The following is a 14,730-nucleotide window of genomic DNA, read 5'->3' on the forward strand; positions in this document are numbered from 1 at the left end:
TACCGGGAAGGAGGGAGTGACCATCTCATTAAATATTATGTCTGAAAACTCCACCTTTTCTCCGGCGCTGACGCGTCGGGAGCGTACCGCTGTACCCGCTAAATCGTTGAGCTTTGTTGAGGGCGTGTCGATGATCGTCGGCACCAACATCGGCGCAGGGGTATTATCCATCGCTTACGCCTCCAGCAAAGCGGGTTTCCTGCCGCTGTTGTTCTGGCTGGTGCTGGTTGGCAGCCTGACCACCATCACCATGTTGTACGTTGCAGAATCCACCCTTCGCACCCGCAAGCATCTACAGCTCAGCGGTTTGTCGCACCGTTACGTCGGACGGTTTGGGGCGCTGATGATGTTTATGTCCGTCTGCGTCAACAGCGTCGGCGCGCTCATTGCCTACATGACCGGTAGCGGCAAACTGTTGCACTCGTTATTAGGGATTTCGCCCGCGCTCGGCAGCGCGCTGTTTTTTATTCCGGCGGCCGGCGTGCTTTATCTTGGCCTGAAGGCAATTGGTCGCGGGGAGAAATTTATCAGCATCGGGATGGTCGTCATGATCGCTGTGCTGATCGTCGCCACGATGCTGAAAGAAACTACCCAGGTACGCTATCTGCTGGACGGCAACTGGCTGTACATGGTGCCGGTGTTTAACGTGGTAGCATTTTGCTTCTCCGCGCAGTACATCGTGCCGGAAATGGCGCGCGGCTTTGTCGATAAGCCGGAAAAACTGCCAAAAGCGATTATGGTCGGAATGGCGATTACTTTCAGCCTGCTGGCGCTGGTGCCGATGTCGGTCATCATGTTAAACGGCCTCGATAACATTACCGATGTGGCGACCATCTCATGGGGACGCGCGTTGGGAGAGTGGGCTTTCTTCTCGGCGAACCTGTTTGCGCTGTGCGCCATGTTGACTTCGTACTGGGGGCTGGGCGGCAGCTTTCTGACCAATATTTTCGATCAGTTTCGCCTGGGCGATGATGCGCAGCCGTTGAAGCGCTTTCTGGTGCTGGTGGTGGTGGCCGTGCCGCCGTTTATCCTTGCCTACAGCGGTATGGTGTCGTTTGTAAATGCGCTCTATTTCGCCGGGGTGTTCAGCGGCGTGATTCTGTCGATTATGCCCATTCTCATGTTGAAAGGCGCGCGTCAGCGCGGCGATGTAACGCCTGGCTGGACCTGCCCGGCATGGATTACTCATCCTGTTATTCAGGGATTCATCGTATTGCTTTACCTGTGCAGCGCCGTGTATGCCATTGCTTCTGCGCTGGGTTACCTTCCGGCTGGCTGGTGATCCGGTATTTTACTCCCCCGCGTCTTCCGGAAGGACGCGGTTTTTTTTGTCACTCATTTGTTACATTCGCCGCAATTTAGTCTTTTCAAACGCCAGTAAATAACGGTATGTTTAGCATAGTGTGCTGCAAAAGCGCGAAAGGCAGCCCTTGAGATAGCTATCATATGCTTTTCTTATTTCATATAACAGAATAATGCGCTGACAAACAACATCATAACAAATGCAAAAACCACAATAATGGGGAGCTTCAGGATGAATATGAAGGGTAAAACGTTACTGGCAGGATGTATTGCCTTAATGATGAGCAGCCCGGCGCTGGCGGAAGATATCAAAGTCGCCGTTGTCGGCGCGATGTCAGGTCCGGTCGCGCAGTACGGCGACCAGGAATTTACCGGTGCGGAGCAGGCCATCGCCGATATCAATGCCAAGGGCGGCATCAAGGGAAATAAGCTGGTTGCGGTAAAGTATGACGACGCCTGTGACCCGAAACAGGCTGTCGCGGTGGCGAACAAGGTTATCAATGACGGCATTAAATATGTCATCGGTCACCTGTGCTCCTCATCGACTCAACCCGCGTCTGATATCTACGAAGATGAAGGCATCCTGATGATCACCCCGGCTGCCACCGCGCCGGAGCTGACCGCGCGTGGCTATCAGTTGGTGCTGCGCACCACCGGTCTGGATTCCGATCAGGGACCGACCGCCGCGAAATACATTCTGGAAAAAGTGAAGCCGCAGCGCATCGCCATCGTCCACGACAAACAGCAGTACGGTGAAGGGCTGGCGCGCGCGGTGCAGGATGGCCTGAAAAAAGGCAACGCGAACGTGGTGTTCTTTGACGGCATTACCGCCGGAGAGAAAGACTTCTCCACGCTGGTGGCGCGTCTGAAGAAAGAGAATATCGATTTTGTGTATTACGGGGGCTATCACCCGGAAATGGGCCAGATCCTACGCCAGGCGCGTGCCGCCGGTCTGAAAACCCAGTTTATGGGGCCGGAAGGGGTGGCGAACGTCTCGCTGTCTAACATCGCCGGTGAGTCTGCGGAAGGTCTGCTGGTGACCAAGCCGAAGAACTACGATCAGGTTCCGGCGAACAAACCCATCGTGGACGCGATCAAAGCGAAGAAACAGGATCCAAGCGGCGCGTTTGTGTGGACCACCTACGCCGCGTTGCAGTCTCTGCAGGCGGGCCTGAACCAGTCCGATGATCCGGCGGAAATCGCGAAATACCTGAAAGGGAATACCGTCGAAACCGTTATGGGGCCGCTGTCATGGGATGAGAAGGGCGATCTGAAGGGTTTCGAGTTCGGGGTCTTTAACTGGCACGCTAACGGTACGGCGACCGACGCCAAATAATTTTCCCGTCGTTTTTCTACAGTATGGAACGTCCGGGAAAACGCCGAAAACCTCAATGCCGGATGACGCTTACGCTTAACCGGCCTTAGTGAACAGCGATATGCAGGCCGGGTATGGCGACGCCACCCGGCTTTTTAACGTTTCTCCCAGCCATCCTGCTGCGCGGTAAAACCCGACGCCTGCATAAACGCCGCCATCACGCCGCGGTCTTCCACGCCGACGTCAGCCATCCACCAGGAGGAGACGTTAGGGTTATCGCGTATGACCTCTTCCACAAGATACTGCCCTACGCCGCGACGACGCGTGATCTCACGCACCCGCAGTGAATCCAGCGCGCCCTGCGCTCCGCTTAGCGTCACGCGTACCGCGCCCAGCAGACGCTCATTGAAACGCGCGGCGTAAATCCGGTGCGTTTCATCTACGCTTAACGAGGCGGCGGAATATTCCGGCCAGATTTTGCCCAGATCTATCAGATCCTGATCGCTAAAGTGTTCTATTCGAATGATGGTCAGCTTCATCGACAGCATGTCCAAATCACAAAAGAGAGCGTCAGTGTACCGAAAATTTTTAGCTGGATGCTTTCACTTTTTTAATTCATTTGGCAGGTGATTAGTTTTTTGTCAGTCGCAACCTTAGCGCGAAACGTCAGAGAATGAAAAACAGGCAGGATATTCCCCTGGAAGGTAGTGATTTATTCGGCTCTTTGTCCCGTTATTTTATGCTGACATACGCGCTTTTTTTTGTTTATCTATGATGAAAAGCAGAATATTATTTGTTCTTAATAGACTGAAAAATAGGGGTTTTACTCTATTTTTGTCAAAAACACTGCGCTAAACCATTAATCAGACTGGTAAAAAACAGTGTAGTACAAAAAAAACACAGTCTTCTTTTTACGCATACAAATAAAAAATAAGTACACTTCGTCACGAATGGGGATTCAGTATGAAACGGAATGCGAAAACAGTTATCGCAGGCGTCATTGCATTAGCGATGTCGCAGACGGCAATGGCAGATGAGATCAAGGTTGCCGTTGTGGGCGCGATGTCCGGGCCGGTCGCCCAGTGGGGCGATATGGAATTTAACGGCGCGCGTCAGGCCATTAAAGACATCAACGCCAAAGGCGGTATCAAGGGCGACAAACTGGTGGGCGTAGAGTACGACGACGCCTGCGATCCGAAACAGGCCGTTGCGGTCGCCAACAAAATTGTCAATGACGGCATTCAGTACGTGATTGGCCATCTGTGTTCTTCTTCTACCCAACCTGCATCGGATATTTACGAGGATGAAGGCATCCTGATGATCTCCCCGGGGGCGACGAATCCGGAACTGACCCAGCGCGGTTATGCGCACATCATGCGTACCGCCGGGCTGGACTCCTCTCAAGGGCCGACCGCGGCAAAATACATTCTGGAGAAGGTGAAGCCGCAGCGCATCGCCATCATTCACGACAAACAGCAGTACGGTGAAGGGCTGGCGCGCTCCGTACAAGACGGCCTGAAAGCGGCGAACGCCAATATTGTCTTCTTCGACGGTATTACCGCCGGTGAAAAAGATTTCTCCGCGCTGCTTGCCCGTCTGCAAAAAGAGAACATCGACTTTGTTTATTACGGCGGGTACTACCCGGAAATGGGACAAATGCTGCGACAGGCGCGTTCGGTTGGCCTGAAAACCCAGTTTATGGGGCCGGAAGGGGTCGGTAATGCGTCGCTGTCGAACATCGCCGGTGATGCCGCAGAAGGCATGCTGGTGACGATGCCGAAACGTTATGACCAGGATCCAGCCAACAAAGCGATTGTCGATGCGTTGAAAGCAGACAAAAAAGATCCAAGCGGTCCTTATGTGTGGATCACCTATGCGGCGGTGCAGTCGCTGGCAACCGCAATGGACCGTTCCGGCAGCAAAGCGCCGCTGGATCTGGTGAAAGATTTAAAAGCGAACGGTGCTGACACCGTGATTGGGCCGCTGAAATGGGATGAAAAAGGCGATCTGAAGGGATTTGAATTTGGTGTCTTTCAGTGGCACGCCGACGGTTCGTCTACCGCCGCGAAGTAATTCCTGAAGACAAGTTATCCCACCGCCCGCGCAAAACGGGCGGGTTGAGAAAGGTTACCTTATGTCCGAGCAGTTCCTCTATTTTCTGCAGCAGATGTTTAACGGCGTCACGCTGGGAAGTACCTACGCGCTGATCGCTATTGGTTACACCATGGTGTACGGCATTATTGGCATGATCAACTTCGCCCACGGCGAGGTTTACATGATCGGCAGCTATGTCTCATTCATGATCATCGCCGCGCTAATGATGATGGGTATTGATACCAGTTGGCTGCTGGTGGCGGCCGGGTTTGTCGGGGCGATCGTCATCGCCAGCGCCTACGGCTGGAGTATTGAGCGGGTGGCCTACCGGCCGGTGCGCAACTCCAAGCGCCTGATTGCGCTGATTTCCGCGATTGGGATGTCCATCTTTCTGCAAAACTACGTCAGCCTGACCCAGGGCTCGCGTGATGTCGCGCTGCCAAGCCTGTTTAACGGCCAGTGGATTGTGGGGGCCAGCGAACACTTTTCGGCCAGCATTACCACCATGCAACTGGTGATCTGGATCGTCACCTTCCTCGCCATGCTGGCATTGACCCTTTTCATCCGTTATTCCCGCATGGGACGTGCCTGCCGCGCCTGCGCCGAAGATCTGAAAATGGCCAGCCTGCTGGGGATCAACACCGACCGCGTGATTGCGCTGACCTTCGTGATCGGCGCGGCGATGGCGGCGGTGGCGGGTGTTCTGCTCGGTCAGTTCTACGGGGTGATCAACCCCTACATCGGTTTTATGGCCGGGATGAAAGCCTTCACCGCCGCAGTGCTTGGCGGGATCGGCAGTATTCCGGGGGCGATGATTGGCGGCCTGATTCTCGGCGTCGCCGAAGCGCTTTCTTCTGCTTATCTCAGTACGGAATATAAAGACGTGGTGTCGTTCGCGCTGCTGATTCTGGTGCTGCTGGTGATGCCGACCGGTATTCTGGGTCGTCCGGAGGTAGAGAAAGTATGAAACCGATGCATTTTGCAATGGCGCTGCTCTCTGCCGCCATGTTCTTTGTGCTGGCTGGCGTCTTTATGGGCGTTCAGCTGGAGCTTGACGGCACGAAGCTGGTGGTGGATATCGCTGCCGACATCCGCTGGCAGTGGGTGTTTATTGGCACCGCAGTGGTTTTTTTCTTCCAGCTTCTGCGTCCGGCGTTCCAGAAAGGGCTGAAAAGCATTTCCGGGCCTAAGTTCATTCTGCCGGCCATTGATGGCTCAACGGTTAAACAGAAGCTGTTTCTGATTGCGCTGTTGGTGGTGGCCGTCGCGTGGCCGTTTATGGTGTCGCGCGGTACGGTGGATATCGCCACCCTGACGATGATTTACATCATCCTCGGTCTGGGACTGAACGTGGTGGTGGGATTGTCCGGGCTTTTGGTGCTGGGCTACGGCGGTTTCTACGCAATTGGCGCTTACACCTTTGCGTTGCTGAACCACTATTACGGCCTCGGTTTCTGGACCTGCCTGCCGCTGGCGGGGCTGGTGGCCGCTGCCGCCGGCTTCCTGCTCGGCTTTCCGGTGCTGCGCCTGCGCGGCGACTATCTGGCGATTGTGACCTTAGGGTTTGGCGAAATCGTCCGCATCCTGTTACTCAATAATACCGAAGTGACCGGCGGGCCGAACGGCATCAGCCAGATCCCGAAACCGACGCTGTTTGGTCTCGAGTTCAGCCGTAGCGCCCGTGAAGGCGGCTGGGATACCTTCAGCAATTTCTTCGGTGTGAAGTATGACCCGTCCGATCGCGTTATCTTCCTGTATCTGGTGGCGTTACTGCTGGTGGTGCTGAGCCTGTTTGTTATCAATCGTCTGCTGCGTATGCCGCTGGGTCGCGCGTGGGAAGCTTTGCGTGAAGATGAGATCGCCTGCCGCTCGCTGGGTCTGAGCCCGACGCGTATTAAACTGACCGCATTTACCATCAGCGCCGCGTTCGCCGGTTTCGCCGGGACGCTTTTCGCCGCGCGCCAGGGCTTTGTCAGCCCGGAATCATTCACTTTTGCCGAATCGGCGTTTGTGCTGGCAATTGTGGTATTGGGGGGGATGGGCTCGCAGTTTGCGGTGATCCTTGCGGCGGTATTGTTGGTGGTTTCGCGCGAGCTGATGCGTGATTTCAATGAATACAGCATGTTGATGCTGGGTGGTTTGATGGTGCTGATGATGATCTGGCGTCCGCAGGGCTTGCTGCCGATGACCCGTCCACAGTTGAAGCTGAAAAACGGGGAAGCGAAAGGAGAGCAGGCATGAGTCAGCCATTATTATCGGTTAACGGCCTGATGATGCGCTTCGGTGGCCTCTTGGCGGTCAACAACGTTGATCTGGAACTGCATCCCCAGGAGATTGTTTCGCTGATTGGGCCGAACGGCGCCGGGAAAACCACGGTCTTTAACTGCCTGACCGGGTTTTACAAACCGACCGGCGGTACGATCATGCTGCGCGATCAGCACCTTGAAGGGCTGCCGGGCCAGCAGATTGCCCGTATGGGCGTAGTTCGCACTTTCCAGCACGTACGTCTGTTTCGTGAAATGACGGTGATCGAGAATCTGCTGGTGGCGCAGCACCAACAGCTGAAAACCGGCGTGTTTTCCGGTCTGCTGAAGACACCCTCGTTTCGCCGGGCCCAGAGTGAAGCGCTGGACCGCGCCGCCACCTGGCTTGAGCGTATCGGTTTGTTAGAGCACGCCAACCGACAGGCCAGCAACCTGGCTTACGGCGATCAGCGTCGTCTGGAAATCGCGCGTTGCATGGTGACCCAACCGGACATTCTGATGCTCGACGAACCGGCTGCGGGGTTGAACCCGAAAGAGACGAAAGAGCTGGACGAACTGATCGCTGAGCTGCGCAATCATCACAACACCACCATCTTGCTGATTGAGCACGATATGAAGTTGGTGATGGGGATTTCTGACCGGATTTACGTGGTGAATCAGGGCACGCCGCTGGCGAACGGGACGCCGGAGCAGATTCGTAATAACCCGGACGTGATCCGCGCATACCTTGGTGAGGCCTAAGATGGAAAAAGTCATGTTGTCCTTTGACAAAGTCAGTGCCCACTACGGAAAAATCCAGGCGCTGCATGAGGTGAGCTTGCATATCAATCAGGGGGAGATCGTGACTCTGATTGGCGCTAACGGCGCAGGGAAAACCACGCTGCTCGGTACGCTGTGCGGCGACCCGCGCGCAACCAGCGGTCGGATTGTTTTTGATGACAAAGACATTACCGACTGGCAAACCGCCAAAATCATGCGTGAAGCGGTGGCGATTGTCCCGGAAGGGCGCCGCGTTTTTTCCCGTATGACGGTAGAAGAGAACCTGGCGATGGGCGGTTTTTTTGCCGAGCGCGACCAATTCCAGGAGCGCATCAAATGGGTCTATGAACTGTTTCCGCGTCTGCACGAACGCCGTATTCAGCGAGCGGGAACCATGTCTGGCGGCGAGCAGCAAATGCTGGCGATTGGTCGCGCGCTGATGAGCCAGCCGCGCCTGCTGCTGCTGGACGAACCGTCGCTGGGACTTGCGCCTATTATCATCCAGCAGATTTTCGACACCATCGAGCAACTGCGCGAGCAGGGAATGACCATCTTCCTCGTCGAACAGAACGCCAACCAGGCGCTAAAGCTCGCTGACCGTGGATACGTGTTGGAAAACGGTCACGTCGTGCTCTCCGATACGGGCGACGCCCTGTTGGCGAATGAGGCGGTGCGCAGCGCTTACCTCGGCGGGTAACCGCCTGTCGTGCCCGTATGCGTGCAGCATCCGGGCAGACAACACCGTGCTCCCCAGGTCGGGTAAGGCGAAGCCGCCCCCCGGCCTTTTTGTTTCTTGTACGTTTTAGTTGTACAATTATTTTGTACTTAAAAGGGGGGATTATGCGTACGATGAATTATAGCGAAGCACGGCAGAATCTGGCCTCAGCGCTGGATTCCGCAGCGACCGGAACGCCAGTAACTATCACGCGTCGGGGGCATAAGCCCGCGGTTATCATCAGCGCTGAAGAATTTGAGCGCTATCAGGCAGCGAAGCTGGATGCCGAATTTGATGCCATCATGGGGATTCACGGCAGTGAAATAAGGGAACTGGCTGATAAATGACTCTGCAATTTATCTCAGCGGAAGAGATCGTTTTGTTTCATGACAAACTGCTGAGCATCACACCCGGCGTGGCGGGAATGGCGGATCCCGGTCGGGCGGAAGCCCTTCTGTACCGGGTGTTGAATAAATATGAGTACGAAGGCGTAACCGATATCTGGATCCTTGCGGCAATGCATTTGTTGGCAATCTCACGCGGTCATATCTTCAATGATGGTAATAAGCGTACGGCGCTCTTTATTACGCTACTGTTTCTCAAACGTAACGGCATATCGTTGAAGGCTAATCCAGATTTTGTGGCGATGACGGTGGAGGCGGCAGCAGGCCGTTTGTCGCTTGAACAGATTGTTCAGCGTCTCCGTTGTTAACATATAGCCCGTATGCGTGCAGCATCCGGGCTGACAACACCGTGCTCCCCAGGCAGGGTAAGGCGAAGCCGCCCCCCGGTTTTTATTCATAACACTTTTCATATTTCCATCATCCCATTGACGCCTGGCTGTCATCTTTTTGTAAATAAACGGTTATTTTTCTGTCATTCGCGCATGGCATGTTAACTCGCGAACAAAAAACGCGTGATATCGCGCATCCGGCACAACAAGAGAGATAACCGAATGACATCGTTACGACATACAGCGTTAGGCGTGGCGTTAAGCCTGGCATTCGTGGGAAATGCTATGGCCGTGACCACCATTCCGTTCTGGCATTCTATGGAAGGCGAGCTGGGGAAAGAGGTGGATTCTCTGGCGCAACGTTTTAATGCCGCCAATCCAGATTACAAAATTGTGCCGGTGTACAAAGGCAACTACGAACAGAGTCTGAGCGCGGGCATCGCCGCCTTCCGTACCGGCAACGCGCCGGCGTTGCTTCAGGTGTACGAAGTAGGCACGGCGACGATGATGGCGTCGAAGGCTATCAAGCCCGTTTATGAGGTGTTCAAAGACGCGGGTATTCATTTTGATGAGTCACAGTTCGTGCCGACCGTCTCTGGTTACTACACCGATTCCAAAACCGGTCACCTGTTGTCTCAGCCGTTTAACAGCTCCACTCCGGTGTTGTATTACAACAAAGACGCCTTCAAAAAAGCCGGGTTAGACCCCGAACAACCACCAAAAACCTGGCAGGATCTGGCCGACTACACCGCGAAGCTGAAAGCGGCAGGGATGAAGTGCGGCTACGCCAGCGGCTGGCAGGGCTGGATCCAGATCGAAAACTTCAGCGCCTGGCATGGTCTGCCGGTGGCGACCAAAAACAACGGCTTTGACGGTACTGACGCGGTGCTGGAATTTAACAAGCCGGAGCAGGTGAAACACATCACCCTGTTGCAGGAACTCAATAAGAAGGGCGATTTCAGCTACTTCGGACGTAAAGACGAATCCACCGAGAAGTTCTACAACGGTGACTGCGCCATTACCACCGCTTCCTCTGGTTCGCTGGCAGACATTCGTCACTACGCCAAATTTAACTACGGCGTGGGCATGATGCCGTACGATGCCGACGTAAAAGGCGCGCCGCAGAACGCCATTATCGGCGGGGCGAGCCTGTGGGTGATGCAGGGGAAAGACAAAGAGACCTACAAAGGCGTGGCGACGTTCCTCGACTTCCTGGCGAAACCGGAAAACGCTGCTGAATGGCATCAGAAAACCGGCTATCTGCCGATCACCAAAGCTGCCTACGATCTGACCCGCGAACAGGGTTTTTATGACAAAAATCCGGGCGCGGATATCGCTACGCGTCAGATGCTGAACAAACCGCCGTTACCGTTCACCAAAGGCCTGCGTCTGGGCAATATGCCGCAAATCCGTACCATTGTGGACGAAGAGCTGGAAAGCGTATGGACCGGCAAGAAAACCCCGCAACAGGCACTGGATTCTGCGGTAGAGCGCGGAAATCAACTGCTACGCCGCTTCGAGCAGTCGACCAAATCGTAATGTGACTTGCCCGGTGGCTTCAGCTTACCGGGCCGACAAGAGTGTAAGCCGGGTAAGCCGAAGCCGCCGCCCGGCGCTGTTCAGGAAAGCCAATTTTCATGTCATCTTCTCGTCCGGTATTCCGCTCGCGCTGGCTGCCTTATCTTCTGGTCGCGCCGCAGCTGGCAATTACCCTTATTTTCTTTATCTGGCCTGCGGGCGAGGCGCTGTGGTACTCGCTGCAAAGCGTCGATCCGTTTGGGCTGTCCAGCCAGTTTGTCGGGCTGGATAACTTCGTCGCACTGTTCCATGACCGCTACTACCTCGATTCCTTCTGGACGACGGTGAAATTCAGCGCGCTGGTGACCGTCAGCGGCCTTTTGGCCTCGCTGTTTTTCGCCGCGCTGGTCGACTACGTGGTGCGCGGCAGTCGCCTGTACCAGACGCTGATGCTGCTACCTTACGCCGTCGCCCCCGCCGTCGCCGCCGTGCTGTGGATCTTCCTCTTTAACCCGGGGCGCGGGCTGATTACGCATTTTTTGGCCGAATTCGGTTATGACTGGAACCACGCCCAGAATAGCGGTCAGGCCATGTTCCTGGTGGTGTTTGCGTCGGTCTGGAAGCAAATTAGTTACAACTTCCTGTTCTTCTTCGCCGCGCTGCAGTCGATTCCCCGTTCGCTGGTGGAAGCCGCCGCCATTGACGGCGCGGGGCCGGTGCGCCGCTTCTTCAGGCTGTCGTTGCCGCTGATTGCCCCGGTGAGCTTCTTTCTGCTGGTGGTTAACCTGGTGTACGCCTTCTTCGACACCTTCCCGGTGATCGACGCCGCCACCGCCGGTGGGCCTGTGCAGGCGACCACCACGCTAATTTATAAAATTTACCGCGAAGGTTTCGCCGGGCTGGATCTGTCAGCTTCCGCCGCGCAGTCGGTGGTGCTGATGTTCCTCGTCATCATCCTCACGGTGGTGCAGTTTCGCTATGTGGAAAGTAAGGTGCGTTATCAATGATTGAGAACCGTCGCGGGCTGACGATTTTCAGCCATACCATGCTGGTTCTGGGGATTGCCGTCATCCTGTTTCCACTGTACGTGGCGTTTGTCGCGGCGACGCTGGATAACCGGGCGGTATTCGACACGCCGATGACGCTGATCCCAGGATCACACCTGATTGAAAACATGAAAAATATCTGGGTCAACGGCGTGGGCGCCAACAGCGCGCCGTTCTGGCTGATGATGCTCAACAGCTTCATCATGGCATTCGGTATTACGGTGGGCAAAATCACCGTGTCGATGCTTTCGGCCTTCGCCATTGTCTGGTTCCGCTTTCCGCTGCGTAACCTGTTCTTCTGGATGATTTTTATCACCCTGATGCTGCCGGTGGAGGTACGTATCTTTCCCACGGTAGAGGTAATCGCCAACCTGAAGATGCTCGACAGTTACGCAGGTCTGACGTTGCCGCTGATGGCCTCGGCGACGGCCACTTTCCTGTTCCGCCAGTTCTTTATGACCCTGCCGGACGAATTAATTGAAGCCGCGCGTATCGACGGCGCGTCGCCGATGCGTTTTTTCCGCGACATCGTGTTGCCGCTGTCGAAAACCAACCTCGCGGCGCTGTTTGTCATCACCTTTATCTACGGCTGGAACCAGTACCTGTGGCCGCTGCTGATTATCACCGACATTAATCTTGGCACTACCGTGGCGGGTATTAAAGGCATGATCGCCACCGGCGAAGGCTCCACCCTCTGGAATCAGGTGATGGCGGCGATGCTGCTCACCCTTATCCCCCCGGTCGTTATCGTTTTAGCCATGCAGCGTGCGTTTGTGCGTGGTTTAGTGGACAGTGAGAAATAAGATGGCAGGTTTAAAATTACAGGCAGTAACCAAAAGCTGGGATGGCAAAACCCAGGTCATTCAGCCGCTCACGCTCGACGTGGCGGACGGGGAGTTTATCGTGATGGTCGGGCCGTCCGGCTGCGGAAAATCGACGCTGCTGCGCATGGTGGCGGGGCTTGAACGCGTTACCTCTGGCGATATCTGGATCGACCGCCAGCGCGTCACCGAGATGGAGCCCAAAGATCGCGGTATCGCGATGGTGTTCCAGAACTACGCTCTCTATCCGCACATGAGCGTGGAGGAGAACATGGCCTGGGGGCTGAAAATTCGCGGGATGGGCAAAGGCCATATTGAGGCTCGCGTGAAAGAGGCGGCGCGCATTCTGGAACTGGATGGCCTGCTTAAGCGCCGCCCGCGCGAACTCTCCGGCGGCCAGCGCCAGCGCGTGGCGATGGGGCGTGCCATCGTGCGCGATCCGGCGGTGTTTCTGTTTGATGAGCCGCTCTCCAACCTCGACGCCAAACTGCGCGTGCAGATGCGCCTCGAGCTGCAACATCTGCATCGTCGCCTGAACACGACATCCCTGTATGTGACCCACGATCAGGTTGAGGCGATGACGCTTGCCCAGCGGGTGATGGTGATGAACAAAGGCATCGCCGAACAGATTGGCACGCCGGTAGAGGTGTATGAAAAACCCGCCAGCCGCTTTGTGGCGAGCTTTATCGGCAGTCCGGCAATGAACCTGCTGGACGGGCGCATCACCAGATCGGGCACGCATATTGAGCTGGAAAGTGGCATGGCGTTGCCGATTGGGGGAGACTACCGTGGTTACGCCGGGCGTAAGATGACGCTGGGTATTCGTCCGGAGCATATTGCGCTAAGCTCGCAGACGGAAGGCGGCGTGCCGCTGGTGATGGACACCCTCGAGATGCTGGGGGCTGACAATCTGGCCCACGGACGCTGGGGCGAGCAAAAGCTGGTGGTGCGTCTTACCCATCAGCAACGCCCGAAAGCAGGCAGCACGCTGTGGCTGCATCTACCGGGAAATCATTTGCATCTTTTTGACGGTGAAACAGGACAACGTGTATGAGTAACTGGCCGTATCCCCGCATCGTCGCCCACCGTGGCGGCGGTAAACTGGCACCGGAAAACACCCTCGCAGCAATCGACGTGGGCGCCCGTTTCGGACACACCATGATTGAGTTCGACGCTAAGCTGTCAAAAGACGGCGAAATCTTTCTGCTGCACGACGATAATCTCGAGCGAACCAGCAACGGCTGGGGCGTGGCGGGTGAGCTGAACTGGCAGGATTTATTGCGTGTCGATGCGGGAAGTTGGTTCAGCGGGGAGTTTAAAGGCGAACCGCTGCCGCTGCTGGCGGATGTGGCGGACCGCTGTCGTCAACACGGTATGATGGCCAATATCGAAATCAAACCGACCACCGGCACCGGGGCGCTGACGGGAAAAGTGATTGCCCTTGCCGCACGTGAGCTGTGGGCGGGGATGACCGCGCCATTGCTTTCATCGTTTGACATTGATGCGCTGGAGGCTGCGCAGGTTGCGGCACCGGAACTGCCCCGCGGACTGTTGCTGGACGAATGGCGCCAGGACTGGCGCGAGTTAACCACCCGCTTAGGCTGCGTGTCGATCCATCTCAATCATAAATTGCTTGATGAAGCGCGCGTGAGCAGTCTAAAAGACGCCGGGCTGCGCATCCTGGTGTACACCGTCAATAAACCCCAGCGCGCCGCTGAGTTGCTGCGCTGGGGCGTGGACTGCATCTGTACGGATGCCATTGATATCATCGGTCCGGACGTTAATTCTGCTGGTTAAGCATATCGCCGTTCTGCCGCTGGGGCAGCATCTTCTGACTGCTGCTCTGGCCGCCGCTTAGCATCCCGCCGCTGTTGGGGAGCGGCTGTTCACGCATTTGGCCCTGCTGGATCCGTTGCTGATTGCTGTTTATCTGCGTTTGCAGATGCTGCTGTTGTTGTTGAGTCTGGGTTTTGAGCTGTTGGTTCAGCATCCCTTTCTGCTGGATCTGCTGCGACTGCATTTGCGTCTGCATCCGCTGCTGGCTGGGGATCTGATAACCCGGTTGGTTCGGGTTGTTCATGGTATTGATCGGCTGTGCGAAACAGGCAAACGGCAGTAGCGTTGTCAAAATGAAGAGTCGTTTCATCGTCATTCCTCCTGTGT

General features: G+C 55.7%; 16 protein-coding genes. 14 read left to right on the top strand and 2 right to left on the bottom strand.

The features are described from left to right. Positions 1–37 precede the first annotated feature (37 nt). Positions 38–1,282: an aromatic amino acid transport family protein gene (locus APU02_RS21215; protein WP_042286519.1), complete on the top strand. Its 1,245-nt coding sequence runs from the start codon at positions 38–40 to the stop codon at positions 1,280–1,282. A gap of 252 nt (positions 1,283–1,534) precedes the next feature. After that, positions 1,535–2,638: a branched chain amino acid ABC transporter substrate-binding protein LivJ gene (gene livJ, locus APU02_RS21220; RefSeq protein ID WP_120714933.1), complete on the top strand. Its 1,104-nt coding sequence runs from the start codon at positions 1,535–1,537 to the stop codon at positions 2,636–2,638. A gap of 134 nt (positions 2,639–2,772) precedes the next feature. Here livJ and panM read toward each other — a convergent pair whose 3' ends face one another. Continuing rightward, on the bottom strand, positions 2,773–3,156 hold the full coding sequence (gene panM / locus APU02_RS21225) for an aspartate 1-decarboxylase autocleavage activator PanM (RefSeq protein WP_060571208.1): 384 nt from the start codon (positions 3,154–3,156) through the stop codon (positions 2,773–2,775). Between the two features lie 424 nt (positions 3,157–3,580). Between panM and livK the strand changes: the two genes are divergently transcribed. From livK to ugpQ, 12 genes are all read left to right on the top strand, one after another. After that, positions 3,581–4,690 carry a high-affinity branched-chain amino acid ABC transporter substrate-binding protein LivK gene (gene livK / locus APU02_RS21230; protein ID WP_060571153.1) on the top strand — a complete coding sequence of 370 codons (1,110 nt, stop codon included), beginning with the start codon at positions 3,581–3,583 and terminating at the stop codon, positions 4,688–4,690. A 61-nt stretch (positions 4,691–4,751) separates the two neighbouring features. Next, entirely contained in the window at positions 4,752–5,678 is a 927-nt protein-coding gene (gene livH / locus APU02_RS21235) for a high-affinity branched-chain amino acid ABC transporter permease LivH (protein ID WP_042286511.1), read from the top strand. Beyond that, positions 5,675–6,952: a branched chain amino acid ABC transporter permease LivM gene (gene livM, locus APU02_RS21240; RefSeq protein ID WP_060571154.1), complete on the top strand. Its 1,278-nt coding sequence runs from the start codon at positions 5,675–5,677 to the stop codon at positions 6,950–6,952. The genes livH and livM overlap by 4 nt, the downstream gene beginning before the upstream one ends. Next, entirely contained in the window at positions 6,949–7,716 is a 768-nt protein-coding gene (gene livG / locus APU02_RS21245; RefSeq protein WP_042286506.1) for a high-affinity branched-chain amino acid ABC transporter ATP-binding protein LivG, read from the top strand. The genes livM and livG overlap by 4 nt, the downstream gene beginning before the upstream one ends. Position 7,717: 1 nt before the next feature. After that, positions 7,718–8,431: a high-affinity branched-chain amino acid ABC transporter ATP-binding protein LivF gene (livF, locus tag APU02_RS21250; protein ID WP_042286504.1), complete on the top strand. Its 714-nt coding sequence runs from the start codon at positions 7,718–7,720 to the stop codon at positions 8,429–8,431. Between the two features lie 143 nt (positions 8,432–8,574). Further along, a complete protein-coding gene (locus APU02_RS21255; RefSeq protein WP_060571155.1) occupies positions 8,575–8,796 on the top strand; it encodes a type II toxin-antitoxin system Phd/YefM family antitoxin in 222 nt (73 codons plus the stop codon). After that, a complete protein-coding gene (locus tag APU02_RS21260; protein ID WP_060571156.1) occupies positions 8,793–9,161 on the top strand; it encodes a type II toxin-antitoxin system death-on-curing family toxin in 369 nt (122 codons plus the stop codon). Before APU02_RS21255 ends, APU02_RS21260 begins: the two co-directional genes overlap by 4 nt. A 243-nt stretch (positions 9,162–9,404) precedes the next feature. Then, positions 9,405–10,721 carry a sn-glycerol-3-phosphate ABC transporter substrate-binding protein UgpB gene (gene ugpB, locus APU02_RS21265; protein WP_060571157.1) on the top strand — a complete coding sequence of 439 codons (1,317 nt, stop codon included), beginning with the start codon at positions 9,405–9,407 and terminating at the stop codon, positions 10,719–10,721. 98 nt (positions 10,722–10,819) lie between these two features. Beyond that, positions 10,820–11,707, top strand: a complete 888-nt coding sequence (gene ugpA, locus APU02_RS21270) for a sn-glycerol-3-phosphate ABC transporter permease UgpA (RefSeq protein ID WP_042286499.1) — start codon at positions 10,820–10,822, stop codon at positions 11,705–11,707. Continuing rightward, positions 11,704–12,549 carry a sn-glycerol-3-phosphate ABC transporter permease UgpE gene (ugpE, locus tag APU02_RS21275; protein ID WP_060571158.1) on the top strand — a complete coding sequence of 282 codons (846 nt, stop codon included), beginning with the start codon at positions 11,704–11,706 and terminating at the stop codon, positions 12,547–12,549. Before ugpA ends, ugpE begins: the two co-directional genes overlap by 4 nt. 1 nt (position 12,550) lies before the next feature. Continuing rightward, positions 12,551–13,621 carry a sn-glycerol-3-phosphate import ATP-binding protein UgpC gene (locus tag APU02_RS21280; RefSeq protein ID WP_042286493.1) on the top strand — a complete coding sequence of 357 codons (1,071 nt, stop codon included), beginning with the start codon at positions 12,551–12,553 and terminating at the stop codon, positions 13,619–13,621. Next, on the top strand, positions 13,618–14,364 hold the full coding sequence (ugpQ, locus tag APU02_RS21285; RefSeq protein WP_060571159.1) for a glycerophosphodiester phosphodiesterase: 747 nt from the start codon (positions 13,618–13,620) through the stop codon (positions 14,362–14,364). The genes APU02_RS21280 and ugpQ overlap by 4 nt, the downstream gene beginning before the upstream one ends. On the opposite strand, the gene APU02_RS21290 is transcribed toward ugpQ, so the two are convergent. Further along, on the bottom strand, positions 14,348–14,713 hold the full coding sequence (locus APU02_RS21290; protein ID WP_060571160.1) for a DUF2756 family protein: 366 nt from the start codon (positions 14,711–14,713) through the stop codon (positions 14,348–14,350). The two genes, ugpQ and APU02_RS21290, sit on opposite strands and share 17 nt — an antisense overlap. Between the last annotated feature and the right edge of the window lie 17 nt (positions 14,714–14,730).

The organism is Citrobacter sp. 50677481 (genome assembly GCF_001463265.1).
GTDB classification, from domain to species: Bacteria; Pseudomonadota; Gammaproteobacteria; order Enterobacterales; family Enterobacteriaceae; genus Citrobacter_A; species Citrobacter_A sedlakii.

Coding starts and splice junctions, on each gene's coding strand:
- APU02_RS21215 (WP_042286519.1), top strand. CDS start 38: ATGTCTGAAAACTCCACCTTTTCTCCGGCGCTGACGCGTCGGGAGCGT.
- ugpA (WP_042286499.1), top strand. CDS start 10,820: ATGTCATCTTCTCGTCCGGTATTCCGCTCGCGCTGGCTGCCTTATCTT.
- ugpB (WP_060571157.1), top strand. CDS start 9,405: ATGACATCGTTACGACATACAGCGTTAGGCGTGGCGTTAAGCCTGGCA.
- livF (WP_042286504.1), top strand. CDS start 7,718: ATGGAAAAAGTCATGTTGTCCTTTGACAAAGTCAGTGCCCACTACGGA.
- livJ (WP_120714933.1), top strand. CDS start 1,535: ATGAATATGAAGGGTAAAACGTTACTGGCAGGATGTATTGCCTTAATG.
- APU02_RS21290 (WP_060571160.1), bottom strand. CDS start 14,713: ATGAAACGACTCTTCATTTTGACAACGCTACTGCCGTTTGCCTGTTTC.
- ugpQ (WP_060571159.1), top strand. CDS start 13,618: ATGAGTAACTGGCCGTATCCCCGCATCGTCGCCCACCGTGGCGGCGGT.
- APU02_RS21255 (WP_060571155.1), top strand. CDS start 8,575: ATGCGTACGATGAATTATAGCGAAGCACGGCAGAATCTGGCCTCAGCG.
- livK (WP_060571153.1), top strand. CDS start 3,581: ATGAAACGGAATGCGAAAACAGTTATCGCAGGCGTCATTGCATTAGCG.
- APU02_RS21280 (WP_042286493.1), top strand. CDS start 12,551: ATGGCAGGTTTAAAATTACAGGCAGTAACCAAAAGCTGGGATGGCAAA.
- livM (WP_060571154.1), top strand. CDS start 5,675: ATGAAACCGATGCATTTTGCAATGGCGCTGCTCTCTGCCGCCATGTTC.
- livG (WP_042286506.1), top strand. CDS start 6,949: ATGAGTCAGCCATTATTATCGGTTAACGGCCTGATGATGCGCTTCGGT.
- panM (WP_060571208.1), bottom strand. CDS start 3,156: ATGAAGCTGACCATCATTCGAATAGAACACTTTAGCGATCAGGATCTG.
- APU02_RS21260 (WP_060571156.1), top strand. CDS start 8,793: ATGACTCTGCAATTTATCTCAGCGGAAGAGATCGTTTTGTTTCATGAC.
- ugpE (WP_060571158.1), top strand. CDS start 11,704: ATGATTGAGAACCGTCGCGGGCTGACGATTTTCAGCCATACCATGCTG.
- livH (WP_042286511.1), top strand. CDS start 4,752: ATGTCCGAGCAGTTCCTCTATTTTCTGCAGCAGATGTTTAACGGCGTC.